Origin of the sequence: Streptomyces sp. NBC_01235 (genome assembly GCF_035989285.1) — a bacterium.
Classification (GTDB): domain Bacteria; phylum Actinomycetota; class Actinomycetes; order Streptomycetales; family Streptomycetaceae; genus Streptomyces.
In genome coordinates this window covers 8,520,915-8,547,166 of record NZ_CP108513.1, presented here as the reverse complement: position 1 = coordinate 8,547,166, position 26,252 = coordinate 8,520,915, and the positions used below count along the sequence as shown (strand labels likewise).

At 70.6% G+C, this 26,252-nt stretch carries 20 protein-coding genes; 13 read left to right on the top strand and 7 right to left on the bottom strand.

The features are described from left to right. The first annotated feature begins 423 nt into the window (after positions 1-423). Both OG289_RS38435 and OG289_RS38430 read left to right on the top strand, forming a co-directional pair. Positions 424-1,407 carry a helix-turn-helix domain-containing protein gene (locus tag OG289_RS38435; protein WP_327318625.1) on the top strand — a complete coding sequence of 328 codons (984 nt, stop codon included), beginning with the start codon at positions 424-426 and terminating at the stop codon, positions 1,405-1,407. 159 nt (positions 1,408-1,566) lie between these two features. Beyond that, a complete protein-coding gene (locus OG289_RS38430; RefSeq protein WP_327318624.1) occupies positions 1,567-2,049 on the top strand; it encodes a DUF456 domain-containing protein in 483 nt (160 codons plus the stop codon). 64 nt (positions 2,050-2,113) lie between these two features. Here OG289_RS38430 and OG289_RS38425 read toward each other — a convergent pair whose 3' ends face one another. From OG289_RS38425 to OG289_RS38410, 4 genes are all read right to left on the bottom strand, one after another. Then, complete coding sequence (locus OG289_RS38425) at positions 2,114-2,623, bottom strand: methylated-DNA--[protein]-cysteine S-methyltransferase (protein ID WP_327318623.1); 510 nt, start codon at positions 2,621-2,623, stop codon at positions 2,114-2,116. Beyond that, positions 2,620-4,041, bottom strand: a complete 1,422-nt coding sequence (locus OG289_RS38420; protein WP_327318622.1) for a DNA-3-methyladenine glycosylase 2 family protein — start codon at positions 4,039-4,041, stop codon at positions 2,620-2,622. Before OG289_RS38420 ends, OG289_RS38425 begins: the two co-directional genes overlap by 4 nt. A 197-nt stretch (positions 4,042-4,238) precedes the next feature. Continuing rightward, a complete protein-coding gene (rsgA, locus tag OG289_RS38415; protein ID WP_327318621.1) occupies positions 4,239-5,363 on the bottom strand; it encodes a ribosome small subunit-dependent GTPase A in 1,125 nt (374 codons plus the stop codon). A gap of 798 nt (positions 5,364-6,161) precedes the next feature. Beyond that, positions 6,162-7,307 carry a hypothetical protein gene (locus tag OG289_RS38410; protein ID WP_327318620.1) on the bottom strand — a complete coding sequence of 382 codons (1,146 nt, stop codon included), beginning with the start codon at positions 7,305-7,307 and terminating at the stop codon, positions 6,162-6,164. A gap of 1,353 nt (positions 7,308-8,660) precedes the next feature. On the opposite strand from OG289_RS38410, the gene OG289_RS38405 reads away from it, so the two are divergent. Continuing rightward, positions 8,661-9,029, top strand: coding sequence for a hypothetical protein (locus OG289_RS38405; protein ID WP_327320937.1), 369 nt, complete (start codon positions 8,661-8,663; stop codon positions 9,027-9,029). Here OG289_RS38405 and OG289_RS38400 read toward each other — a convergent pair. Next, entirely contained in the window at positions 9,001-10,500 is a 1,500-nt protein-coding gene (locus tag OG289_RS38400; protein WP_327318619.1) for a cellulose-binding domain-containing protein, read from the bottom strand. The genes OG289_RS38405 and OG289_RS38400 overlap by 29 nt on opposite strands. 302 nt (positions 10,501-10,802) lie before the next feature. Further along, a complete protein-coding gene (locus OG289_RS38395; protein WP_327318618.1) occupies positions 10,803-12,122 on the bottom strand; it encodes a radical SAM protein in 1,320 nt (439 codons plus the stop codon). 452 nt (positions 12,123-12,574) lie between these two features. Here OG289_RS38395 and OG289_RS38390 point away from each other — a divergent pair, with 452 nt between their 5' ends. The 10 genes from OG289_RS38390 to OG289_RS38345 all read left to right on the top strand — a co-directional run bounded on the left by OG289_RS38390 (position 12,575) and on the right by OG289_RS38345 (position 25,030). Next, the gene (locus tag OG289_RS38390; protein ID WP_327318617.1) at positions 12,575-13,153 is read left to right on the top strand and encodes a hypothetical protein; all 579 of its coding nucleotides are present in this window, start codon (positions 12,575-12,577) and stop codon (positions 13,151-13,153) included. Then, a complete protein-coding gene (locus OG289_RS38385; protein ID WP_327318616.1) occupies positions 13,150-14,394 on the top strand; it encodes an FAD-binding protein in 1,245 nt (414 codons plus the stop codon). The genes OG289_RS38390 and OG289_RS38385 overlap by 4 nt, the downstream gene beginning before the upstream one ends. A gap of 152 nt (positions 14,395-14,546) precedes the next feature. After that, positions 14,547-15,800, top strand: a complete 1,254-nt coding sequence (locus tag OG289_RS38380) for an ROK family protein (protein WP_327318615.1) — start codon at positions 14,547-14,549, stop codon at positions 15,798-15,800. A 453-nt stretch (positions 15,801-16,253) separates the two neighbouring features. Further along, positions 16,254-17,519, top strand: coding sequence for an ABC transporter substrate-binding protein (locus OG289_RS38375; protein ID WP_327318614.1), 1,266 nt, complete (start codon positions 16,254-16,256; stop codon positions 17,517-17,519). Positions 17,520-17,539: 20 nt separating this feature from the next. Further along, the gene (locus tag OG289_RS38370) at positions 17,540-18,505 is read left to right on the top strand and encodes a carbohydrate ABC transporter permease (protein WP_327318613.1); all 966 of its coding nucleotides are present in this window, start codon (positions 17,540-17,542) and stop codon (positions 18,503-18,505) included. Continuing rightward, on the top strand, positions 18,502-19,401 hold the full coding sequence (locus OG289_RS38365) for a carbohydrate ABC transporter permease (protein WP_442819022.1): 900 nt from the start codon (positions 18,502-18,504) through the stop codon (positions 19,399-19,401). Before OG289_RS38370 ends, OG289_RS38365 begins: the two co-directional genes overlap by 4 nt. Before the next feature lie 12 nt (positions 19,402-19,413). Continuing rightward, positions 19,414-22,284, top strand: a complete 2,871-nt coding sequence (locus tag OG289_RS38360; RefSeq protein ID WP_327318612.1) for a glycoside hydrolase family 2 TIM barrel-domain containing protein — start codon at positions 19,414-19,416, stop codon at positions 22,282-22,284. Positions 22,285-22,425: 141 nt separating this feature from the next. After that, positions 22,426-23,421: an ABC transporter ATP-binding protein gene (locus tag OG289_RS38355; protein WP_327318611.1), complete on the top strand. Its 996-nt coding sequence runs from the start codon at positions 22,426-22,428 to the stop codon at positions 23,419-23,421. Further along, positions 23,421-24,224, top strand: a complete 804-nt coding sequence (locus tag OG289_RS38350; protein WP_327318610.1) for an ABC transporter permease — start codon at positions 23,421-23,423, stop codon at positions 24,222-24,224. The genes OG289_RS38355 and OG289_RS38350 overlap by 1 nt, the downstream gene beginning before the upstream one ends. Continuing rightward, positions 24,224-25,030 (top strand): ABC transporter permease, encoded by an 807-nt coding sequence (locus tag OG289_RS38345; protein ID WP_327318609.1) that lies wholly within the window; start codon positions 24,224-24,226, stop codon positions 25,028-25,030. The genes OG289_RS38350 and OG289_RS38345 overlap by 1 nt, the downstream gene beginning before the upstream one ends. Before the next feature lie 409 nt (positions 25,031-25,439). Here OG289_RS38345 and OG289_RS38340 read toward each other — a convergent pair whose 3' ends face one another. Further along, positions 25,440-26,126 (bottom strand): TetR/AcrR family transcriptional regulator, encoded by a 687-nt coding sequence (locus tag OG289_RS38340; RefSeq protein ID WP_327318608.1) that lies wholly within the window; start codon positions 26,124-26,126, stop codon positions 25,440-25,442. Positions 26,127-26,252 lie beyond the last annotated feature (126 nt).

The following is a 26,252-nucleotide window of genomic DNA, read 5'->3' as shown; positions in this document are numbered from 1 at the left end:
ATGCGTCACGGTACGCGTGTCGAACAGCTTGTCGAGCGACGTCCGGAACAGCGGTGCGACGGGAGTGCTTCGTGAGGTGCGACAGGGGTCGCCGGACGGTTCCACCCCCCACGGGAGAACCGTCCGGCGACATGGGGCGACCCGGGCTCGGCGCCCCTGCGCGCCCCTGCGCGTCATGAGCCCGGACCACGTTTCGGAAACTCGATGCCATGGCGTTGTGGCCTACCGGCCCGAGTGTGCACGGCACTTCTGGAGATCCGCTGTGGATGGTCAGTGGATGATCACGTGTTTCCGCCGTGGCCACACCTTGGCAGAGTGACCGGCGGTACGGCGATGATGTGCGACGGCGGATTTACGCCGTGGCTGTTTCCCGCCAGGCACGGGACGTGGGCGGGCGGGACGTCAGAAGGAGGACGGCACCCGATGCTGGGAGCGATAGGGCTCGACGAGACCCACGAGTCGGCGTACCGGGCACTGGTGTCGGTGGGAGCCGCCGACGTGCCCGATCTCGCACGCAGGCTGACCCTCGGCGAGCAGGACACGGAACGGGCTCTGCGTCGGCTGGAACGGCACGGCCTCGCCGCGCAGTCCTCGGGCCGCCCCGGTCGCTGGGTCGCCGCTCCCCCGGGCGTCGCCCTGGGCGCGCTGCTCACCCAGCAGCGGCACGAGTTGGAGCAGGCGGAACTCGCGGCCGTCCTCCTCGCCGAGGAGTACCGGGCGGCCGCGGCCGAGCCGGCGGTGCACGACCTGGTCGAGGTCGTGACGGGTGCCGCCGCCGTCGCCCAGCGCTTCCTGCAGCTCCAGCTCGGGGCGAGCGAGGAGGTGTGCGCGCTGGTCACCGGCACCCCGGTGGCCGTGACCGGCAGCGAGAACGACGCGGAGGAACGGGCGACCGCCCGCGGGGTGCGCTACCGCGTCGTGCTGGAGCGGGCGGTGCTCGACCAGCCGCACGGCAGGACGGAGCTGACCACCGCGCTGGGCCGGGACGAGCAGGTGCGGGTGGTGGACGAGGTGCCGACGAAGCTGGTCGTCGCCGACCGCTCGCTCGCCCTGGTGCCGCTGACCGGCCGTTCGGCGGAGCCCGCCGCGCTGGTGGTGCACGCCAGCGGGCTGCTGGAGTTGCTGTCGGGCGTGTTCGAGTCGGTGTGGCGGGAGGCGCTGCCGCTGCGCCTCGGCGCGGCGGGTGTCACCGAGCGGGCCCCGGACGGTCCCGGCGCGGCCGACCTGGAGATCCTGTCCCTGCTGCTGGCCGGGATGACCGACGCGAGCGTGGCCAAACAGCTCGACCTGGGCCTGCGCACCGTACAGCGCCGGGTGAAGGGGCTGATGGAGCTGGCCGGGGTGACGACCCGACTACAGCTGGGCTGGCACGCGTACGAGCGCGGCTGGGTGACCCGGGAGCGGTGACCGTGCGGGGGCCGCCACCGGCGCCGGCAACAGCACAGGCACAGGCACAGGCACAGGCACAGGCAGAGGTTGAGGCAGAGGCACCGATGCCGATGGGTGCCATCCGGTTCCGTACGGGCTTGACCTGCGTTTTCTCCTCGGCTCGGGCACCCTGGGCAGATGGGAGTGTGGGAACTCCTGCTGGTCGGACTCGTCATTCTGCTCGGCCTGTGCGGAGTGCTGGTGCCCGGTGTGCCGGGATCGTGGCTGGTGTGGGCCGCGGTTCTGTGGTGGGCGCTGGACGATCCGCAGCCGGTCGCCTGGGCCGTGCTGGTCGGGGCCACGGTGGCGCTGTTCCTGTCCCAGGTGGTGCGCTGGGCCCTGCCGCCCCGTCGGCCGCGCGAGAGTGGTGCGACCCCCCGGATGGCGGTGTACGCGGGGCTCGGCGCGCTCCTCGGCTTCGTCCTGCTCCCGGTGCTCGGCGCGATCCCCGGCTACATGGGCGGCATCTACCTCTCCGAACGCCTCCGCCTGGGCCGCCACGGCGAGGCGCGGGCGGCCCTGCGCACGGCGATGCGCTCCGGTGGCTCCAGCATCCTCGCCGAGCTGTTCACCTGCCTGCTGATCATGGGCGCGTGGCTGGGGGCGGTGCTGTGGGGATGACGCGCCCTCGTGTCGTCTGAAGCGGAGCCTGAAGCGACGCCTGAAGCGAGGCCTGAAGCAGCAACTAGGACGGCGCCTGGAGCGAGCCCTCCAGCGTGAGCAGCCTGATCTTGCGCTCCAGCCCGCCCGCGTATCCCGTCAGCGAGCCGTCGGCGCCGATCACCCGGTGGCAGGGCCGCACGATCAGCAACGGATTCGCCCCGATCGCTCCTCCGACGGCCCGCACGGCCATCCGCGAGGCGCCGACGCGGGCGGCGATCTCGCCGTAGGTCGTGGTCGCCCCGTAGGGCACGGAGTCGAGGGCGGCCCACACCCGCTCGCGGAACTCGGTGCCCTCGCCGCGCAGGGGAAGCCGGAACTCCTTCAGCTCGCCGGCGAAGTAGGCGGCGAGCTGTTCCCCGGCGGAACGGAACGGCCCGGGGTCGTGCCGCCAGCCGTCCTGGACCGTCCGCCCGCCCTTCTGCCCAGGCACGGAGAGGGAGGTCAGCACGCCGGAAGGGTCGGCGGTGAGCAGCAGGGGGCCGAGCGGGCTGTCCACGCTGGTGCAGTACGTCAGGTCGGTCGGGGTGTTCATCGTTCCTCCGCGGCGCGCAGGTGGTGCAGGGCGTAGGTGCGCCAGGGGCGCCAGGTGTCGGGGACGTCCACGCCGGGCGGCGCGACGTCGGGGTCTCCGAGCACGCGGGCGCGGATCGCCGCGACCGTACGGGCGTCCAGTCCGGGCAGTGCGAGCAGCGCTTCCTGGGCGTCGTCCCGGTCGACGCCCGGGTCGAGGCGTACGGTGCCGTCGGCCAGGGCGGCGGCGAGGACGCCCAGGGACCCGCCTGCCCCGGACTCGGACCCGGTCCCAGCAATGGACCCGGACTCGGACTCGGCCAGGACGGCCGACTCGGGGAAGAGGTGGGTGAGGGTCCCGCAGGGTGCATCGAGGGCCTTGCCGTAGGCGCGGACCAGGCGTTCGGCCTCCGCCCGCCCCACCAGCGCCCGTACGGCGTACTCCTCCGGGTCGGCGGCCCCCGGCGCGCGCAGTCCGGGCCGGGCCGCGACCAGCGGGGCGAGCCGTGGATCGGCGCCGAGCCGCTCGTCGACGGCGTACGGGTCGGCGTCGAGGTCGAACAGCCGCCGCAGCCGCTGGACGGCGGTGGTGAGGTCGCGCGGGTCGGTGAGGTGCAGCCGGGTGTCGAGCCAGCCGCCGGGATGGACGGCCGTGGCCCGGCCGATGTCGCCCGGCCGCTCGTCCACGGCGACGATCCCGGTGCCGTACGGCAGCCGCAGCGTACGGCGGTAGGTGCGCCCGCCGGCCGGCCCGCTCACCTCCTCCACGCCGGCCACGGCCTCTCGTTCCAGCAGGTCGAACACGGCGCCCGCGTGGCAGGGGCCGCGGTGGGCGAGCCGCAGCGGGATCCCGGCGGACGGGGTGGCGTCGCGGCGGCTCGCGCGGACGGCGGCCCGCAGTTCGGTCGGGGTCGCCGCGTACACGGCCCGGACGGTGTCGTTGAACTGGCGCACACTGGCGAACCCGGACGCGAAGGCGATCTCGGTGACCGGCAGGCCGGTCGTCTGCAGCAGGACGCGTGCGGTGTGCGCGCGCTGCGCCCGGGCGAGGGCGACCGGTCCCGCGCCGAGTTCGGCGGTGAGCTGCCGCTGCACCTGGCGGGAGCTGTAGCCGAGCCGGTCGGCGAGCCCGGCGACGCCCTCGCGGTCCACGACGCCGTCCCCGATCAGCCGCATGGCGCGGCCCACGACGTCGGCGCGCACGTTCCAGTCGGCCGATCCCGGGACGGCGTCCGGACGGCACCGCCGGCAGGCCCGGAAACCCGAGCCCTGCGCGGCGGCGGCCGTCGCGAAGAAACGCACGTTGTGGCGTTTCGGGGTCACGGCGGGGCAGCTGGGCCGACAGTAGATACCGGTCGTCTCGACGGCGAAGAAGAACTCGCCGTCGAACCGGGCGTCCCTGCTGCGGACCGCCTCGTAGCGGGTTTCCTGGTCCGTCATGGGTCCCAGTCTTCGCCCGCGACAGAAACCCTGCTAGCGGAAATCGGACGTGACGCTGGGAGGGCAACCGGTAACCGATATCCGGCGAGGTTGGGAGTTGGTGGAGGCAACCGGTTACCCCGGGAAGCTCACACGTAACCGGTCACCGGGGCCGCTACAGGCGTAGCCGGGAACCGGGGACGCGCACGCTCGACCGGTTACCGGGGCTGAGCGGGCCGCCACGGCCCCCGCCCCCGTTTCGCCTCCCCGGCCGCCCGTCCCTCGGCCTGCTTGCGCTTCCAGTCCTGGCGGACGTCGGCGCGCGCACGGGCGTCGGACTTCGCGACGATCCACTGGTTCTCCCGGACGAGCTTGCGGTAGCTCTCCAGCCGTCGCAGGGGCAGATCCCCGTCGTCGACGGCCGCCCGCACCGCGCACCCCGGCTCGGACTCGTGCGCACAGTCGTGGAACCGGCAGTCCCGGGCGAACTCCTCGATCTCCGAGAAGACCTGTCCGACCCCGCCGCCGGCGTCCCAGAGGCCGACACCGCGCAGCCCTGGCGTGTCGATGAGGACGCCTCCGCCGGGCAGGGGCAGCAGGTTGCGGGTGGTGGTGGTGTGCCGCCCCTTGCCGTCCATGTCGCGGGTGGCCCGGACGTCCATCACGTCCTCGCCGACGAGCGCGTTCGCCAGTGTCGACTTGCCCGCGCCGGACGCCCCGAGCAGCACCGAGGTGCCACTGCCGAGGAGTGCGGCGAGCTCCTTGACCCCGTCGCCGTCGCGGGCGCAGACGGTGAGCACGGGCACGCCGGGCGCGCTGGTCTCCACGTCCTGCACGAGGTAGGACAGCGCGACCGGGTCGGGCACCAGGTCGGCCTTGGTGAGCACGACGACGGGTTGCGCGCCGGACTCCCAGGCCAGGGCCAGGAACCGTTCGACGCGACCGAGGTCGAGTTCGACGGCCAGCGACATCGCGACGACGGCGTGGTCGACGTTGGCCGCGAGGATCTGTCCCTCCGACCGCTTGGAGGAGGTGGAACGCACGAAGGCGGTACGGCGTGGCAGGAGTGTCCGCGCATACCGGGGATCTCTGTCTTCGGGATCGACGGCGACCCAGTCCCCAGTACAGACGACCTTCATCGGGTCGCGGGGAACGACGAACTCGGTGTCGGCGCGCACGGTGCCCGCCGGGGTGACGACGTCGCACATGCCACGGTCGACCCGTACGACACGGCCGGGCAGGAGTCCCTGCTCGGCGTAGGGAACGAACTCGGCTTCCCAACCCTCGTCCCAGCCGTAGACGGCGAGAGGGTGCGACGAAAGCGGAGTAGAGGAGAAAGACAAGGGATGACCCTTCACAAGGAAGGCCCCGGCACCGCGCTCACGGGCGCGGGAAAAGAGTGAGGTCAGCCGGAGGCCAGGGAGGTGGACTTGATGAACTTCCGGATGCGGGCAGCGCCCATCTCGAAGACAGCCATCGGTCACACCTCCCAAACAAGCCAAGTCACCCACGGCACCACAAGGTTGCCGCTCGAACACCACCGACCCTAGAGGGACGCGAGCCGCGACGCCACCGAATTCCGGCGGACCGTGGTTCGTGGTGGTCCCACAGGAGAGCCGCGCCGGGCCCCGGGAACAAATCGGCGCCTCCGGCACCGCCCTCCCCGCCGGCAGGACGTGGATCTGCTCCGCCTCGGCGGGGCAGCGAGCCACCGGTCGGCGAGATCACCGACTTTCGCGCTGTCCGAGAACTGGGCGACTTCACACACGACGGCACCGTGTTGGCTCTCAATGCGGTTGTGAAGATATCCGTATGTCCGAGCACGGGGCGGGGCGGACATGCCACCGCGTCAAGCCGGCCGGTCACCCGTCCGTGCTGTCGTCACCGCTCCGCCCGGCCTCAGGGTCCCTGATGAGCCAGGTCGCCAAGTGGTAGGCGACGGTGACGTCCTGGTATTCCCGACCGGGAATGACCGAGTCCGGTAGGTGGGTGCGGTCGCTGTGGCTCGTGGACTCTCGCTTCCCGGTGCCGGGGAAGCGGACGGCTGTCTGGGGTTCCTGCGCGAAGCGGAGCCGTGCGGCGTGGACCGTCGACCGGAACAGGATGTCCCCCGCCGGGCTTCCGGCTCCCGCGCCTCGCGTTCAGGGCGGCTCCTCAGGCTCCCTGGCGGCACGAGGGCGACTGGACCTTGGCGGCAGCTTCCCGTCCTCTCCGCGCACCCGGCGGGTGCGGGTGCCGCCTTGGCTCCGGCTGGCTCGGCCCCGCTCTCCCTCCGCGCCCTTGCGCGCCGCACGCGGCTCGGTCCGTTCCGCGGTGGCGTTCGCCGTCTCCGCAGCGTCCGCAACGGCGTGGCCGCCGTCCCGTGCCGTGCCGCCTGCCGCTTCCGTCGCACCCGCAACCTGTTCGGCCACGCTCCCGGCGGTGCCGCCCACCGCCTCGCCGGCGCTTCCGACGGTCCGGCTCGTCTCATGGCCGACGTCCTCCACCGCGCGCCCGGCACCACCGCCCACGTCCTGAACGGCCCTCCCGGCTCCCTGACCGACATCCTGCGCCACGGAGCCGACGCCCCGGCCCACGTCCTGGACGGCAGCCCCGGCGCCCTGACCCACGTCCCGGACGGCAGCCCCGGCGCCCTGGCCCACGTCCTGGACGGCAGCCCCGGCGCCCTGACCCACGTCCCGGACGGCAGCCCCGGCGCCCTGACCCACGTCCCGGACGGCGGTCCCCGCACCCTGGCCGACCTCCTGGACGGCCCTTCCGGCACCCTTACCCAGCTCCCCAACGGCCTGACGGGCTCCGCCGCCGACATCCTGCACGGCGGACCCGATTCCACGCGCCAGCTCGTGCAGGATCTCCGGGTTGCGGTCGAGCGTGGTGAGCACTCGGTCGATGATCTGTGCGACGTGGTGGAGACGCACCTTGAGCTGGGCCTGCGCCTCGACGCCCGAGATGCCCAGGTGCACCCGGCCGAGCGTGACGTCGGCGCCCACATTCAGTTTGAGCAGATCCAGCACCTCGGCCTGCAGCGAGACATGCGCCCGAAGGTCCTCGACATCCAGGTCGATCTCGTCGACCTTCAGGATCGGAACGTCGAGGAAGACATCAGGACTCGCACCGGTTGCGTCCTCCTCGGCATAGGACACCGGCTCCTCTTCGTACGATGCCGACTCCTCGTCGTAAGCGTCGGGAGCGGCGTACTCGTCACTGTCCTCAGAGCCGAGTTCGTCACCGTTCTCGTCGTCGAACTCCTCGACGGAGCCCTCGTCGTTCTCGGCGTTGCCGCGCATCGCCACGCCTCCGCGGTTTTGGCATATGTTTCGACCATTTTGATCCATTACGGGAATCCATGCCCGGTCAGTACCGTCCGTCCGGGCGAGGGTGGTGGCCGCCAGGCGTGCTTGGATGGGTTCGTCGAACTACTCAGAGTTGGGTTTACGCGCAGGTCAGAGGGGGTTGAACGACCAAGCCGGCAGGCACGCGGAGCGGCAGACGAGCGGCACGCCCGGGATGTGGTGAACCAATTCCCGGCTCACTCGCCGACGTCGCCTCCCAGCACGTGGTCGGCGCATTCGCGCCCTTCACGGATCGCCGTGCAAACCTTGATGGCTGGGCACGGGCGGCCACGACGGCCGGAGCCAGGCGCAGAGCCAGGGGCAGGGGCAGAGCCAGGGGCAGGGGCAGGCGGCCGCAGCGGGTGACGATCTCGTCGGCGGCTTCGGGCTCGGCCGCCAGCCGCTCGGCACCGGTCCGCAGAGTCAGGGACGAGTGGGCGCACCTCGGCGAACGACTGCCGGTTTCCGCGCCGAGACCGGGGTGGGCTTCGCCAGCCGGCGGACCTACGAACGGGCTCTGGCCTCGCCGCACAAGGTCCGAGCCCCTCGGACGCCACACTCGACTGCCTCACGGAGGTCGCGTGGTGCCGCCCGGCTTCGGCTCGAAGAAGAAGCCGGGCACCAGGGCTCCGTGCCGTGCACCGTCGCCGCTGTGGAAACCGCCGTCGTGGTGTGGGCGGAACGGGGACGCCCTCGCCGACGTGCTCAGTGAGCTCCGCTGCCGGCGCTCGCAGGACCGTCCGAGCGGTGGCCGCCGGCCTTGGGCCGTTCAGCCACGTGAAGTGCCGTGGTTGTGTGTGGGGGAGCGGGGCTCAGCCAGTACTGCTGGGACCGGATCGACTCCCTGCAGCCGGGCCCCTGAACTGCCGCTGCGCACGGACGCCCAGAGCGCGCCGCCCCGCTTCCGGCGCCTGGGCACGCGCCTGACGTCACGGCAGCACCCCGCGGGCGCCACGCCGTCGCCGGCGGCTGCCCCCACGGGCTGCCACAGCGGCAGCAGTCCGAGGCGGGCGGGCTCGCCGGGCAGGAACACCGCCGCCCAGCCGTCGTCGAGCGGACCGCTTGCGAAGCGGCGTCTGCCCCATGTCGAGTACCTCGAACTCGACTTCGGCGACCCGCTGTCGATCGTCCGCTGCGCCGAACAGGCCGCCGCGGTCGACGTGTTGGTGAACAACGCCGGGGAGACTGAACCCGCCGCCCTGCCGGAATCGCCCCGGGGCGCTCCTCGACTCGGTTGATCCGGCTCGGGTGTTCTCCTGACGCCGCACGCCCTGTTCCGTGACTCGTGCCGGGCCCTGCCGGGCCCGCATGGTCATGGTGGGCTCCATGCCGGCGGGCTTTCCGCTGCCGGTCCGCTCCACCTACGTGGCTTCGAAGCTCGCCCTGCGCGGTTTCGTCACGGCCGCGCGCGGCGAGCTCAGCCCGTACGGCGTGTGGCTCACCACGGTCCCCCTCTCCGGACACGCCCGGCACGCCAGGCGGCGCCCTCCCGGGCCAGGACCAGGAACCGGTCGACTCCCGGTTCGGCGAGGGCGGGCGCAACCGGGAACCGGCTTCGGCCGCCCTCGCCCGGGAGGCGGAGCGGGAACCGCCGCAGCCGTCCTCCGCGCGCCCGTCCTGCGCCCGCGTCCGGTTCAGCCGCCGTGCCTCAAGAAGCCGTGCACGTCTTCCCGTTGAGGGTGAACGCGTACGGGGCGCTGTTCTTGTTCTGCCAGGAGGCGAGGAAGCCGAAGCTGAGGGTTCCGTTCGCCGCGACGGACCGGTTGTAGTCGGCGGCGGTCGCGGTGACACGGGAGCCGTTCTGGGCGAGGCTCGCGTCCCACATCTGGTCGACCTTCTGACCGTCGCGGAAGGACCAGGCCACCCGCCAGGCGTCGAGCGCGTCGCCGGTGGTGACGGTGACCGTCGCCTGGAAGCCGTCCGGCCACTGGTTGACGAGGTCGTAGCGGACCTCGCAGGCCGCCCCGTCCCCGCTCTCGTCGGCAGCGCCGCCCGCACCGGCGGTGGACGAGGAGGTGCCCTGGGGCTCCGGGTCGGGCCTGCCGGTGTCGTCGCCGCCCGTCGCCGACGGCGTACCGCCGACGGACGGCCCCGGGTCGGACGAGGACGGCGCGGCGGAGGAGACGGGGGTGTCGGACGGCAGGGAGGAGCCGGGTCCGGCGACCGGACTGCTGTCCGTGGGGCCCCTCTGGGCGACGCTGTCGCCGCCGCTGTCGCCGGGCATCATCGACACGGCGAGCGCCAGCCCGGAGACGAGGACGGCGGCGACGAGAAGCGCGTTGCGCCGCACGCGCGCCCTGGTCGCGGCGGCCTGTTCGGCCGCGCCCTCGGGGTCCGTGGTCTCGGGGCGTCCGGGGCCGAGGCGCACCTCGGAGGCCCGGCGGCGGCGCTCCAGGTAGGCGAGGCCGCCCCAGCCGATCACGCCCTGGGCGAGGGCCGCGGGCAGCCCGCCGCCGTGCAGCCGCAGACAGGCGGCGGCCTCCGCGCATTCCACGCAGGTGGCGAGGTGACGGGAGAGGTCCGGCGGCGTGTCGGCGGCGGGCGAGCGGGTGACGGCGTCCAGGAGCCGGACGTAGCTGCGGCACTCCGCGTCCATCGGCGTGTCGAGATGGTTGCGGTGGCAGCGGTCCCGGAACAGGCCGCGGACCTGGTTCAGTTCCTCCACCGCGGCGGTCGGGTCCAGGCCCTGCCGGCGGACCACGGCGTGCAGCGGCAGCGCCTCCACCTCCGCCAGCCACAGCAGGGCGGCGTCCGGTTCCTGCATGTCGCGCAGTCCGCGCAGGGCGATGGGACGGCTCAGGGGCGGTCCGACGTACCGTGCGGCCTTCTCGGAGTTCAGCCACAGGCGCAGATCGGGGTCGAGTTTGTGGCCCTGTCCCTGGGTCTCCCAGGTGGCCGCCGTGGTGCGTACGGCGGTCAGCAGCAGGGGGATCCGGGGCAGCCGGGACGAGCGACGGCCGGCACCTCGTGCGGTGCCGTCCTCGACGGCGCGGGCCTCGCGTATGCCGAGCGCGAACGCCTCACGGGCCAGCTGGTTCGCCGCGGTCGAGCCGGACGTGCACAGGTCGGCGTACGACAGGACGGCGTCCCAGCACTCGGAGAACAGCGCGGCCTCGGCGGCGTCCTTCGGGGTCGGCAGGTCGGGCATGGGTCTCCTGCATCCACAAGCGAGGTCAACTCACCATGACGGCAATGGAGTTGGGGGGAACCTCGCGGCAGGGGCAGAGCTTTTCACGTTTCCCGCACAACTGACAAGCGCCCTGTTCAGATGTCATGTCAGGACAGCAGGACAGGACAACAGAGGGCGGCCGCGCCCCTTGCTCCGGCCTGTTGTACGGACGTGAAGGGCTCCGCGTTCAACGCCGATGCCAAATTTCGACACCGGTTTCGCGAACTGCCTGTTTCAAGACCGGTTTCGGGGACCGCGCGTTTCGAGACCGGTTTCGGGGACTATACGGTCGCCGCGTCCTGCTCCGGAAGACTGTCCATGAAGGAGCTCACGGAGAAGACCGCACGGCCGGGTCCGGGCGGACCGTAGCCGGGCGGCGAGGAGAGCCCGAACTCGTCCATGGTGGCGCGGTAGGCCTCCAACAGCCGGATGTGGTACTCCAGCGGCGCGCCCTGCGGGTTGGCCTTGCCGAGCGGGGTCGTGGGCTCCGGGCACCAGGTGGTGAAGCGGGGCGTGATGCCCTGCGACATGAAGAAGCGCAGCCCCTCCGTGGTGGAGGCGATGGCCTCGTCGACGGATCCGAAGCCGAACGGCTCGGCCATCTCGACCCCCGCGACGAAGTTGGGGATGACGTTGCGCGCGCCGAAGATCTCCGCCGAGTCGAGGATCCTCTTGTGCCACTCGTCGCGGCCGACGTAGCGCTCCTTGCCCGGGCAGTACAGCTCGAACAGCCGGCGGTCCCACACCTCGTAGTTGGGGTGGTAGATCTGCACGCCGTAGTCCTTGAACCGCTGTACGTCGTCGCGCGGCAGGGCCTGCGCCACGACCTTGCCGATCCAGCGGCCCGGGAAGCGCTCCTCGATGGCCTTGGCGTAGTGGCCGTAGAAGTCGGCCTCGTCGCGCCCGGCAACCGTTTTCGTGATCGCGCCACCGGTGAGGGTGTAGGCGGTGGACGTCTTCTGGGTGTCGTACCGGTCGATGATCTCCAGGGCCTCCAGGACCTCGTCGACGTCCTTCACGCCCGTGTACGGCCGGCCGGCGGCCTTGTGCTGGCGCCAGTTGTGGTTGATGTCGCAGTACTGGCACTCCTCCTTGGCGCCGAAGTACTGGCACACCCGGAAGACGGTCAGATAGATGAGGTAACCCCACTGGATGGTGGGGGCGACCTCCATGACGGACTTCCCGTTGGAGAGCTTGTGCCGGTAGTACTCCGGCATCGGCGGCACACCGACGTCGGCGATGCGCGTTCCGTCGAGGTAGAGCCCGAGCAGGCCCTCGTCGTCCGCCGCGACACGGTACGGCGAGGACGGGTTCACGCGCACCGACACGACGGTCCGCCGCAGGTCGTACGGTCCGCCGGTAAGGATGATCTCCTCCGGCGGACGGCGCAGCGCGGCCTCGCCGAGCTCGGGCAGGGTGCCGTGGTCGAAGGAGAAGATGAAGTACGACTTCGGCTTGACCTCCCCCGACTCGTTGTCGCTGAGGGCTGAGGGGTCGAAGGCCACACCTCCGCGCAGCAGGTCCTCCTTGAAGACGGCCTCCCGCGGAACATGCGGAAACCGCTCCATCAGATCCTCGACCAGCGCGGTACGGCTGCCCATCCGTCTCTCCTCCTGGCTCAGGCGTACGACTTCCTCACGGTATGCCCCCGCCCTCCCGGCCGTCGTACCGGGGCCCCGCTCCGCGCGCCGCCCGGGCCGGACGGGGTTTCCGCGCTCCCGGGTCCGGACGTCCCGCCTTCCGGCAAGGACCGCCGCACGTGGGTGCGTTGGGGTACCACGGGGGTCCGGGTGATCGCTTCGGGCGGGCTCGGCCGGTGTTCGTCCACCGCATCGGTGGCGTACGGGCGGCGGGGTGGCAACGGCGCGCCTGACTGGAGGCACGCGCGCGCCCGGCCCGCCCCGGGCCGGGCACGGCGAGCACGGTGTCGGGCACGGCGTGCGCGGTGTGCACGGTGTCGGGCACAGCAGGCACGGTGTGCACGGTGTCGGGCGCAGCAGGCACGGTGTGCACGGTGTCGGGCACAGCGGGCACAGCGGGCACAGCGGGCACGGTGTCGAGCACAGCGGGCACGGTGTCGGGCACGGAGAGCACAGTGTCGGGGCTGGCCCACGGGTGTCTCACCGACGTGCGCTTCGCCGACTACGGCGACCTGTCCGTGGCGCAGGGGCGGCAGGGGGCCGGTGGGTGCGCGAGCGGGGGCTGCGGGGAGTGGATCCGGGGCGGCCCGCTGGTGGCCGTCACGCACTCGCTCGGCACAGTGGTGGCCTTCGAGCCACCGAACGGGCACCCCGTCTCCGCCGGGCCGTCCCCTCAGGTGCTGCCGGTGCCCATGCGGATCGAGGACAGCGGGGCAGGTGGCGCGGCTGGAGGCCGCGACGTCATGCGGGAGGCGCTTGTACGGGATCTCCACCGGATCACCGATGGGCGCGTCACCTCCCTCGCCCCGTCCCCGCAACCGAACAGAAGCGCCATGCCGAGGGTTGCCTCCGCCCAAACGGATCCGGCGGACCCGGCAGACCCGGCGAACCCTGCGGACCCACGGGATCGCAGTGGTGACGGGATCGCATCGGTGACCGTTTCCAGCAGCGACTTCCCGATTTCCGATTCCTCGGGAAGGATCACCGCATGACCGAAACCGTTACCAACTGGGCCGGCAACATCACCTTCGCCGCTGGTGAACTGCACCGCCCGCACTCCCTCGACGCGCTCCGCTCACTCGTCGCGGGGAGCGGGCGGGTGCGGGTGCTGGGCAGTGGGCACTCGTTCAACGAGATCGCCGAGCCGGGCGGCGACGGAGTGCTGCTGTCTCTGGGCGCCCTGGCCGGTGAGGTCGAGGTCGACACGGCTGCCCGGACCGTGCGGGTGGGCGGCGGGGTCCGGTACGCGGAGCTGGCGCGCCGGGTGCACGAGCACGGGCTCGCGCTGCCGAACATGGCGTCCCTGCCGCACATCTCGGTCGCCGGATCGGTGGCGACCGGTACGCACGGCTCGGGGGTCCGCAACGGCCCGCTCGCCTCCGCCGTACGGGAGGTGGAGATCGTCACCGCCGACGGCTCCACCGTCGTCATCGGGCGCGGCGACCGGCGCTTCGACGGGGCCGTCACCTCGCTGGGCGCGCTGGGGGTGGTCACGGCGCTCGTCCTCGACCTGGAGCCCGACTACCTGGTCGAGCAGCACCTGTTCACCGAACTGCCCCTGGACGGGCTGGACTTCGAGGCCGTGGCGGGGGCGGCGTACAGCGTCAGCCTGTTCACCGACTGGGGTGCGCCCGGCTTCCGGCAGGTGTGGCTGAAGCGGCGGACGGACGAGCCCCTCGCCGACTTCCCGTGGGCCACGCCCGCCGTCCGGGCACTGCATCCGGTTCCGGGGATGCCGGCGGTCAACTGCACCGAGCAGTTCGGGGTGCCGGGGCCGTGGCACGAGCGGCTTCCGCACTTCCGGGCCGAGTTCACCCCGAGCAGCGGAAACGAGTTGCAGAGCGAGTATCTGCTGCCGCGCGGGCACGCCGTCAAGGCACTGTATGCAATCGACGGGATCCGGCATACAGTCGCCCCCGTACTGCAGACCTGCGAGGTGCGGACCGTGGCCGCGGACGAACAGTGGCTGAGCCCCTCCCACGGTCGGGACACCGTGGCGTTCCACTTCACCTGGATCGAGGACACGGCGGCCGTGTTGCCGGTGGTGCGGGCGGTGGAAGCCGCCCTGGACCCCTTCGAGCCACGGCCGCACTGGGGCAAGGTCTTCGAGGTGCCCGCCGGCGTGGTGCGCGGGCGGTACCCCCGGATCGGCGACTTCGCGGCCCTGGCGCGGGAGCTGGATCCGGCCGGGAAGTTCACCAACGCCTTCGTGCGGGACGTCCTGGAGGGCTGACTACCGGCTGACTTCACCCCACTTAATAAAGCCCCTTTCCTAACCCCTTGTCGAACGGTGTGGCACCCCATAGCCTGGCGCGGCGCCGGTGCCGTCGCAGTGCCGGCCTGCCCGGCACGGAAGGGGACGGAAGGGATGAGAGGGCACGCTCCATGAAGCGCGGCACATCACGTGACATCCGCACCGCGAACCGCTACGAGGTGCTGCGTCAGATCATCGCCGCCTCGCCCACGTCCCGGCAGGAGCTCGCGGCCGCGACGGGTCTCTCGCTCGCCACCGTCGCCACTCTCGTCGGCGAACTGCTCGACCTCCGCATGATCACGGAGGTCGGGTTCGAGGACTCGGCGGGTGGCCGCCCCCGGGGCCTCGTGGCCGTCAACGCGTCGGGGGGCGCGTTGATCGGCGTGGACATCGCGGAAACATACGTCCATGTCGAGCTGTTCGACCTCGCGCTGAACGTGCTGGCCCGCGCCGAGGAGAACATGCGGCCCGGCGAGAGCCGCCCGGAGCAGGTGGTCGGCCATGTCGCCGCGGCCGCCGGTTCGGTGGTCGCGCAGGCCGGGGTCGAGGCCGCCCGGGTGCTCGGCGTCGGGGTGAGTGTGCCGGGGCAGGTGGACCGCGCCACCGGCATCTCCGAGTACGCGCCCAACTGGGACTGGCACGACGTGCCGTTGCTCGAGCTGCTCTCCGAACACATCGCGTATCCGCTGTACTTGGACAACCCGCTGCGCGCCGGAGCCGTCGCCGAGCTGTGGTTCGGGGCGGCGCGCGGACACGGGGACGCCGTGGTGGTCAACCTCGGCACCGGCGTCGGCGCCGGACTGGTGCTGGGCGGCGCACTGCACCGGGGGGTCAGCAACAGCGCCGGTGAGTGGGGGCACACGACGCTCGTGCTCGACGGCCGGCTGTGCCGCTGCGGCAACCACGGCTGCGTGGAGACGTACGTCGGCGCGCCCGGCATCATGCAGAACCTGCGTGAACTCAGCCCGCAGAGCCCGCTGTTGCATCCCGAGGACCAGACCGCCACCATCGACGCCCTGGCCGTCGGGGTCGCCGCAGGTGAGCCGGTCGCCGTCAAGGTCGTCCGCGACACCGCCCGTTACCTCGGGGCCGGCATCGCCAACCTGGTCAACGTCCTCAACCCCGAGGTGGTCGTGCTGAGCAGCTGGGTGGCCGCCCGGCTCGGCGAACCCCTTCTCGACGAGGTGCGCGAGGCCGTCGCCCGACACGCGCTGAAACGGCCGCTGGCCGCCAACCGGATCGTCCTCTCCCCGATCCCCACCGACCCGGCCTGTCTGGGCGCGGCGACGTTCGCGCTCGAAGGGGCGCTGCAGTCCGTCGGGCAGAGGAACGCCAAACGCACCGTCCCCGCTGGTGCGAGGAGCCGCACCGCACGGTCGGCATGATCCGGCGAAACAGATCGCCGGCGAGGCGAGCGGCAAGTGCCAGGACGTCAGCGGCTCGGCGACCGCCGACGGCTCGCAAGTGATCCTCCACAGCTGCACCGGCGGAGCCACCGTGGCCTGGGCAGGACGGTAGCCGGGCGGCAGCCAGGGCAACAGCCGTCCTGGGATCACCCCATTGACCGAGGGCCGCCGGCCCCTGACACCGGCGGCCCTCATCCCCACTTCCCCGCGCCCGCGTTACCCGTTCCGCAACCGCTCTACACCCCCCGTTCCCGCCTCTGCGGGGCGCCCTCCGTTCGCCATCCCGAACCGATCACAACGCTTCGAACAGACTTCGCCCAACCCCTTGCCGAAGCCTTAGCCGAAGGTTAACGTCCCGCTCCGCAACGCCATTTCAGCCATCTGGCGCTGAAGCCGTCGAGCCGCGGCCGTACTCGAGACAAGGACGTCACCATGTCGGCAATGAGCAACAGCAACTGGTCCCGCCGATCACTCTTCCGGGCCGCTGCGGGTATGGCGGCGGCCGGCACGCTCGCCGCGTGCGGCAGCAACAACGGCAGAAGCGGCGGTTCCGGTTCGGGCGTCGACCTGACGCAGTTCTTCCACGCCTACGGCGAGCAGGGCACCGAGCAGGCCATCAAGAAGTACGCGAAGGCCTACGACAAGGCCAACGTGACCACGCAGTGGATCACCAGCGCCGACTTCGAGAGCAAGCTCTTCGCCACGCTGCTCACCAAGAGCGCGCCCGACCTGTTCGAGTTCCACCCGCAGATCCAGATGATCAAGAGCGGTCAGGTGGCGGACCTGACCGACATCATCACGCCGGTCAAGGACGACTTCAACCCGGCCGACATCAAGTCGCACACGGTCGACGGCAAGATCTACGGCGTCCGGATGATCGACGACCCGCAGTTCTTCTTCTACCGCAAGTCGATGCTGGAGAAGGCCAAGGTCGAGGTGCCGACCACGCTCGACGAGCTGATGGAGGCCGCCGCCAAGCTCACCACCGGCAAGGTCAAGGGCCTGTACATGGGCGACGACCTGCACAGCGTCATCAACCCGATGATCTGGTCGGCCGGCGCCGACACCCTCGACGAGAAGAACGAGATCGCCTACCACACCCCCGGCGTCATCGAGGGCCTGAAGAAGATGCGCAAGCTGTTCACCAGCGGCCACCTTCTCCTCGGCGCACCGACCGCATCCTGGGACCCCTCCTCGCTCAACCAGGGCCTGTGTGCCATCCAGTTCTGTGGCATGTGGGCCATGCCGGGGATCCAGAAGGCGCTCGGCGACGACTGGGGAGTCTTCCCCTTCCCGAAGACCATCGACTCCGGCAAGCAGTCGGTCTACAACGGCGGCTGGTCGATGTTCGTCAACGCCAAGGGCAAGAACGTCGAGGCCGCCAAGGAGTACGTCAAGTGGCTGTGGATCGACCAGAAGAAGTACCAGGAGGAATGGGCCACTTCCTTCGGCTTCCACATTCCGCCGCGCACCTCGATCGCGCAGACCGCCACCAAGCTCAAGGCGGGCAACGCCGCTGAGGGCGTCAGGCTCTTCAACGAGTTCGGGCACTTCGACAACATCGGCTGGACCCAGGCCATGATCACCTCGCTCGAGGACGTCTTCGCCAACTGCGTCCGCAAGGACATGGACCCGGAAGCCGCGCTCGACAAGGCCGACACGGCCGTCAACCGCGAGCTCAAGAAGCTGTTCGGATAGGCCGCGGGACGGACCACGACATGTCGACGACCAAGACGCGCGACCTCGCGCGCCCCGCCCCGGCGAAGGCCTCACCGGCCAAGCCGCGGCGGGGTCTGCGGGGCAGCCCCACCTTCAACTTCTGGCTCTTCACCGGGCCGTTCCTCATCGGTCTGGCGATCTTCGTCTACGCCCCGATCCTGTGGAGCATCTGGCTCAGCTTCTTCGAGGCCCGTTTCACCGTCACCCCCGACAAGTTCATCGGCTTCGACAACTACACGTACATGCTGACGAACGACGACTTCGTCGGCTCGCTCGGTACCTTCACCGTCTTCGCCGCGTTCATCGTGCCCACCACCTGGGCCCTCTCGCTGGGCCTGGCCCTGCTGGTGAACCGGCTGCGCTTCATGCGGGCGTTCTTCCGTTCGGTCTTCTTCCTGCCGACCGCGTGCAGTTATGTGGCCGCCGCGCTGATCTGGAAGATGTCCATCTTCAGCGGGGTCCGCTTCGGCATGATGAACACGGTCCTCGGCTGGTTCGGGGTCGAGAACATCGCCTGGCTGGTCGACCCCAGTCCGCCCTGGTACTGGTTCGTCATCGTCACGGCACGCCTGTGGCTGCAGTCCGGTTTCTACATGATCCTGTTCCTGGCCGCGCTGCAGAACATCCCCGGCGAGCTGTACGAGGCCGCCGCCATCGACGGCGCCAAGCCGGGCTGGCAGACCTTCCGTTACATCACCCTGCCCCAGCTGCGCGCCACGTCCACCGCGGTGATCCTCCTGCTGCTCATCGCCGCCTACCAGGCCTTCGACGAGTTCTTCAACCTCCTGTCGAAGACCACGTGGGGTCGTCCGCCCCTCGTCGAGCTGTACTACAAGGCTCTGGGCGAGAGCCAGGACTACGGCGCCGGCAGCGCGGGCGCGGTCATCCTGACCGTGCTGATCTGTGCCGTGACCCTGCTCCAGGGCAAGTTCATGGGCTTCGGAAGGGGGGATGAGTCCAAGTGACCACCACGATGCCCGAGGTGCGGGAACCCGCACCGCCGTCAGGCAAGCAGCCCCGTCGCGACAGGCGCGGCGGCGGCGTGATGAGCTCCACCGGCCTCTACATCGCCGCCGGGATCTCCGGGTTCTTCTTCCTGATCCCGTTCTACCTGCTCATCCGCAACGCCCTCTCCACCGACGCCGAGATCACCGGAGAGAACTGGAAGTTCTTCCCCACCGACATCCAGTGGGGCAACATCAGCGAACTGTTCACCGACGAGACGGTGCCCTTCGGCCAGTCCCTGTGGAACTCGGCGGTCGTGGCCACCCTGCACACCGTCGGCGTCCTGCTGGTGTGCTCCCTCGCGGGCTACGGTCTCGCCCGCATCCCGTACAAGCACGCCAACAAGGTCTTCTACGCCGTCCTGGGCACCCTGATGGTCCCGACGGCCGTCACCTTCGTCCCGAGCTTCGTGCTGGTGTCGTCGCTCGGCTGGGTGGACACCTACCGCGGTCTCATCATCCCGGGCCTCTTCAGCGGTTTCACCTGCTTCCTGTTCCGGCAGTACTTCCTGGGGTTCCCCAAGGAGCTGGAGGAGGCGGCGCGCGTGGACGGACTGGGCTACTGGGGCGCGTACTGGCGCATCGTGGTGCCCAACTCGCTGAACTTCTTCGCGGCGATGGCGACCATCACCTTCATCAACGGCTGGAACTCCTTCCTGTGGCCGCTGGTCATCGGCCAGGACCCGGGGTCGTGGACCGTCCAGGTCGCACTCTCCAACTACATGACCAATCAGACCGTAATCTTCCATCTGATCTTCATGGCCACCGCCTTTTCCATCCTGCCCCTGGTGTTCGTGTTCCTCTTCCTCCAGCGCTGGCTGGTCCAGGGGATCGCGCAGACCGGCATCAAGGGCTGATCTAGGAGACCGATGTCCTTCCGCACCGCCGTCGATTACGTCGAGAACGTCTCACCGGGCAGCGGGGCCCTTCCGCCCCGCGCCTGGTACGCGTCCTCGGACGCGAAGTCACTGTCGCTCAACGGACGTTGGCGACTGCGCGTGTCGGCGACGGCCGACGCCGAGGACGACTCGTTCGCCGAGGAGGGGTACGACGCCGGGGACTGGGCCGAGGTCACCGTCCCGGGCCACTGGGTCCTGCAGGGCGACGGCGCCTTCGGCTCGCCCATCTACACCAACCATCTCTACCCCTTCCCGGTGGACCCGCCCCGGGTCCCGACCGAGAACCCGACCGGCGACCATCTGAGGGTCTTCGACCTGCCGGAGGCGTGGCCCGACGTCTCCGAAGGCGGTTTCGTTCTCCGCTTCGACGGTGTCGAGTCCTGCGCCCGGGTCTGGCTGAACGGCACGGACATCGGCGAGTTCAAGGGCTCCCGGCTGCCGCACGAGTTCGCGGTCGGGCATCTGCTCAGGCCCAGCGGAAACGTCCTCGCGGTCCGTGTCCACCAGTGGTCGGCGGGCTCGTACCTGGAGGACCAGGACCAGTGGTGGCTGCCGGGCATCTTCCGTGACGTCACGCTGCTGCACCGTCCGGCGGGCAGCGTGCTCGACTTCTTCGTGCGAGCCTCCTACGACCACGTCACGGCGGAGGGCACCCTGCGCGTCGACTCCGACGTCGACGGGCGGGTGACCGTGCCCGCCCTGGACATCGATGTCGCGACCGGGGAAGCGGTTACGGTACCGGTTCAGCCGTGGACGGCGGAGACGCCCACGTTGTACGACGGCGAGCTGGTGACGGAGGGCGAGCGGGTACCCCTGCGCATCGGTTTCCGGACCGTCGAGCTGACGGACGGCCTGATCAAGGTCAACGGCCGGCCGATCCTCTTCAAGGGTGTCAACCGGCACGAGTGGCACCCGGAAACAGGACGCGCCCTCGACCTGGAAACGATGCGCGAGGACGTGCTGCTGATGAAGCGGCACAACGTCAACGCCGTCCGCACCTCGCACTACCCGCCCCACCCGGCCTTCCTCGACCTGTGCGACGAGTACGGGCTGTGGGTCATCGACGAGTGCGACCTGGAGACCCACGGCTTCGTCGAGCAGAATTGGCGGGACAATCCCGTCGACGACGACCGCTGGACACCCGCCCTTCTCGACCGCGCGGCCCGCATGGTCGAACGGGACAAGAACCACCCGTCGGTCGTCATCTGGTCCCTCGGCAACGAGGCCGGCACCGGGTGCGGCCTGACCGCGATGGCGGAGTGGATCCACGGCCGTGACAGCTCACGCCTCGTGCACTACGAGGGCGACATCGACTGCCGTGACACAGACATGTATTCGCGCATGTACGCCTTCCACGACGAGGTGGAGCGGATCGGACAGGGGCTCGACGGCGGCACCCTGAAGCGACGCCAACTGCCCTTCATCCTCTGCGAGTACGCCCACGCCATGGGCAACGGCCCGGGTGGACTGGCCGACTACCAGCGGATCTTCGAGGCGCACGACCGTCTCCAGGGCGCCTTCGTCTGGGAGTGGATCGACCACGGCATCAAGCACCCGGAGCTGGGTTACGCCTACGGCGGCGACTTCGGCGAGGAACTGCACGACGGCAACTTCGTCTGCGACGGCCTGGTCTTCCCGGACCGGACGCCGTCGCCGGGTCTGGTCGAGTACAAGAAGGTGATCGAGCCGGTCCGTATCGAGGGCGACGGCACGGGCGGGACCGTGCGGGTCACCAACGCGTACGACTTCTCGGACCTCTCCCACCTGGAGTTCGAGTTCGTCCACCAGGTGGACGGGTTTCCCACGGGCGCGAAGAGACTCACAGTCGGAGCTCTCACACCCGGGGAGTCGGCCGAGATCAAGCTCCCGGCGGGCCCCGACGGGCAGGGCGACGAGGTCCAGTGGACGGTCCGAGCGCTGCTCGCCGAGGACACTGCGTGGGCACCCAGGGGTCATGCGGTGGCATGGGGCCAGGAGACCGTCGCCCCACGCGCGCCCATGACCGTCGCCGCCTCGGAGCGGCCTGTTGTCGGCGAGCGGCTGATCACGCTCGGTCCCGGTGCCTTCGACGCCCGTACCGGCGAACTGAGGACGATCGGCGGCGTCGACGTGACCGGGCTGCGCCTGGACGTGTGGCGGGCGCCGACCGACAACGACGACGGCGCGTCCTGGCAGGACGACACGCGCTACGGCGTGCTGTGGCGCACGTATGGCCTGCATCGCATGCAACACCGCCTGGACGGTGTCGAATCGGGTGACGACGCGCTGACCGTACGGACCCGGGTGGCACCGGCCGCCCGGGAGGTGGGCCTGCGCACCGTGTACCGCTGGACGTCCGACGGGACACGGCTGAAGCTGACCGTCTCCGTGGGGCCGGAGGGCGACTGGAGGGTGCCGCTGCCCAGGATCGGCATCCGCTTCGGGCTGGCGTCCGGCGCGGGGCACGCGCAGTGGTTCGGCGGCGGTCCCGGCGAGGCATACCCGGACACCAGCGCCGCATCCATGCTCGGCCAGTGGGACGGGAGCATCGAGGAGATGCAGACCCCGTACGTGCGCCCGCAGGAGAACGGCGCCCGGGCCGACGTCCGCTGGGCGGAGCTCGGCGGGCTGCGGATCGAGGGCGACCCGGCGTTCTGGTTCTCCGCACGGCGCTGGACGACCGAGCAGCTGGACGCGGCGCGGCACCTGACCGACCTCACGCCCGGCGACACGGTCTGGGTCAACCTCGACCACGGCCAGCACGGCATCGGCTCCCAGTCCTGCGGCCCGGGCCCGCTGCCGCAGTACTTCCTGAACGCCGCACCCGCCGAGTTCTCGTTCGTCTTCACGGCAACCGATTGATCGGCTGATCGATCACCATGCAACCGCCTCCGATCGATTAATCGATTGACCATTTGATCGACATTCCGACACGGTGTTGACGTCTCCCGCGGCCGGTCGGCTTCCCAGCCGACCGGCCGCGCTTCACTGGAGGTTGAACGAGTGATCGGCAGCATCGAGGTGCGCGGCCTGTCCCGCACCTTCCACACCACCGTCCGCCGCCCCGGCCTCGCCGGAGGCCTGCGTTCCCTGGTCAATCCCGAGCGGGTCGCCAAGCACGCCGTATGCGACATCACCTTCGACGTGGCCGCGGGCGAACTCCTCGCCCTGCTGGGCCCGAACGGCGCCGGCAAGTCCACCACCATCAAGATGCTCACCGGCATCCTCACTCCCACCTCCGGCGAGGCACGCGTCGCGGGCGTGGTGCCGTACCGGGAGCGGGAGCGCAACGCCCGCAACATCGGCGCGGTGTTCGGGCAGCGCACCCAGCTGTGGTGGGACCTGCCGGTGCGCGAGTCGTTCGCGATCCTGCGCGACATCTACGAGGTACCGAAGGCCGAACACGCCGTACGACTGGCGGAGTTCGACGACCTGCTCGGCCTCTCCTCCTTCTGGGACACCCGCGTACGCCACCTCTCCCTCGGCCAGCGCGTGCGTTGCGACCTCGCGGCGGCTCTGCTGCACGACCCGCCGGTGGTCTTCCTCGACGAGCCGACGATCGGGATGGACGTGGTGGTGAAGGAGCAGGTCCGCGAGTTCCTGCGCCACCAGGTCGAACAGCGCGGCCGTACCGTCCTGTTGACCACGCACGACATGACCGAGGTGGAACGGCTCGCCGAGCGCGTGGTACTGATCAACCACGGACGGCTGGTCCTGGACGGCACCCTCGACGAGATCCGGCGCAAGTTCGGCTCCACCTGGCAGGTCCGCGCCACCCTCGCCGACCCGCACGCCGAGGTCGTGGCGCCGCCGGGGATCAGGGTGCTGCGGCACGAGGGCTCGCGGGTGGTCTTCGGCCCGGACGGATCCGGCGCACCGACCGTGCACCAGGCACTGAAGTCGGTCATCGAGCGGTACGAGGTGACGGACATCGCCCTGGACGAGGCCGAGTTGGAGGACGTGATGAGGGCCGCGTACGTGCAGGCCGGGGACGCGTGATGGCGGTCCCGTACGCATGGCGCGCCGCCCGGGTCACCCCGCTCGGCGAGTTGCACACCCCGCCCCGGATGACCGCCGCCCTGCTCCGGCTGGCCGTGCAGGTGGTGCTGGTGGCGTCCCTGTGGCACGGCCTGTACGCCCACACCGGCACCACCGCCGGAATGACCCGCGACCAGGCCGTCACCTACGCCGTACTGGCCGTACTTGCCTCCCGGCTGAGGGAGTTGGACCAGTACGCGGCCCGGGACACCGTGATCCAGCACATGCACTTCGGCACCATCGTCTACTGGTACCTGCGCCCGCTGTCACCCCAGCGCTACTACGCCCTGCGCGCGCTGGGCGAGCAACTGTACGGACTCGCCTGGGCGTTGGCCGGTTTCGCAATCTGTCTGGCGGCCGGGGTGGTGCAGCCGCCCGGGTCGGCCGCCGTGGCGGGGGTGTTCGGCTTGAGTCTGCTGCTCGGCCAGTGGATCCTGTACTACGTCATGCTGGCCATCGACCAGCTGTGTTTCTTCACGCTGCGCAACAACGCCGCGATGCTCATCCTGATCTTCGCGCAGAACCTGTTGTCCGGGGTGTACGCGCCGCTGTGGTTCTTCCCCGACTGGTTCGTCACGCTGAGCGGTTTCCTGCCTTTCCAGGCGACCCTGAGCGTGCCGCTGTCGCTCTATGTGGGCCGCATCCCGTTGTCGGACGCGGGACCCGCGCTGCTGGTGCAGGCCGCCTGGGTGGTGGTACTGGCTCTGTTCACCCGGCTGGTGTGGCGACTCGCCGCCCGGCAGGTCATCTCGCAAGGAGGCTGATGCCCTTGAAAGCCGTACGACTCGCTTGGCGGATCACCCGTCTCAACTTTCGCGCCCAGCTGGAATACCGCTCCGAGTTTCTGATGATGATCGCGATCGGCGCCGTCTGGCAGGTCTCGGTGATCGTGTTCGCGACCGTGTTGCTGACCCGTTTCAGCGGGATGGGCGGCTGGGACAGCTCGGACGTGCTGCTCATCCCGGCGACCCGGATGCTCGCCCACGGTCTCTTCGTCCTCTTCCTGGGACGGATGCACGGAATCGGTTACTTCATCCAGGAAGGCAAGATCGATGTCTGCCTGGTGCGCCCGATGCCGGTGCATCTCCAGGTCCAGTTGCGCATGTTCCCCACGAATGCCATCGGTGATCTGACCGTTGCGGTGGCCCTGATGGTGGGCGCGCTCAGCCGCAGTCACCTCGACTGGACGGCGGGCCGGACCTCGTACCTGATCGTGGCCGTGCTCGGTGGCATGCTCCTGGAGGCCGCCCTGTTCACGGCCGTCGCCTCCGCCGCCCTGCGTTTCCCGGCCGCCGACTACTGGGGCCGCTGGCTGGAGGAACTCCTCGGCACGTTCGGCAGCTATCCGCTCAACGTGCTGCCCAAGGCGGTCGGCGGCCTGTTGACGTACGGCCTTCCCCTCGCCTTCGTCGCGTACTTCCCGGCCGCCGTCCTGACCGGCCACGGCCACGACACCGGCGTCCCCTACTGGCTTGCGGCGGCCTCCCCGCTGCTCGGCCTGCTGGCGTATGCCGGCTCGCGACTTCTGTGGCGGTGGAGCCTCGGCCACTACACGGGGGTGAACGGATGACGCCCGCGGTGACGACGTCCACGTTCGGCTGACGGGCCGACCGCTCCGTGTCCCCGGTGCGGTGCTCGTCGGCCTTTTCCGCCGGTGCCGATAGAGATGTCCAGGTCACCAGGTGCGACGAGGGCGCCCTTCGGCCCGGCGACGACGAGCGCCGGTGCCGCGACCAGGGCGGAGGCGGTGCCGCGGAGTCCCCTGGGGGGAAGGAAGGGTGGGCGTGCGCCCGGCCTCCGGGAGCCGCGTCCCGACTTCGGGACGCGTGTCCCGCCTCGAGCGGCCGGCCCGGGGCTCGAGGCCAGTGGGCCCGCTGGACGCACGGGACCGCAGAGTTCCACTCTCCGGAATGGCGCGCCACGGCCTCGGGGTGAACCCCGACTGCGGCGGCCCCGTGCGTACAGCCGTACCGCCTGGATCACGCGGCCCGGTAGGCCCGCAGAAACGCCGCGACACCGGCGCTCATCAAGCGCTCGGTCTCCTCCTTCGGCAGCGGCAGCACCCCGTAGTGGGAGAGCTGGGTGATCGAGTGGGAGACCAGTGCCGTGAAGTGTGTCGCCGCGAGGGCCGCGTCGCCGTGCACATCGAGCAGACCGGCGGTGGCGAGGCCCTCCATCGCCTCGGCGAGGGCGCGGCCGACGGGGCCCGGTCCCGCGTCCCGCCAGGCGTCGAGCACCTCCCGTGGCACATGGTCGGCCTCGGCGTGGATGTGGCGGACGAGGGCGAAGTGGTTCGGGTAGTCCGCCATGAGCCCTACGAAGCCGCGGGCGAGGGCGACGAGGTCACGCTCCAGGTCCGGTGGGCGCGGTGGCCGATCGGGGTCCAACACTGCGTACAGGCGGGTCAGTTGGGCGTCCTTGACCTCGCCGGACGTCCAGGTGACGACCGCACCGAAGAGCTGCGCCTTGCCGCCGGGGAAGTGGTTGTAGAGCGTGCGCGTCGAGACGCCAGCCTCGGCTGCGAGCGCGTCCACGGAGGCGCGGGCGTACCCCTCGCGGCCGAAGACGGTGCAGGCCGCGCCCGCAATCGCCATCTGTTTCTCCAGCTTGCGGGGCGAGACCGTGCGCTGCGCCTCGCCCACCCAGCCCTCATTGGTGCTGCCCACCCTCGACTCCTCACGACTTACAACGACCGTTGCACTTTTTACAACGTCCGTTGTAGTTTACCGGACGTGAGGCCGCGCCGTGCGGCCGTCCCGCCCCGTAAGGGTCGCGAGGAACAACCGGGGGAC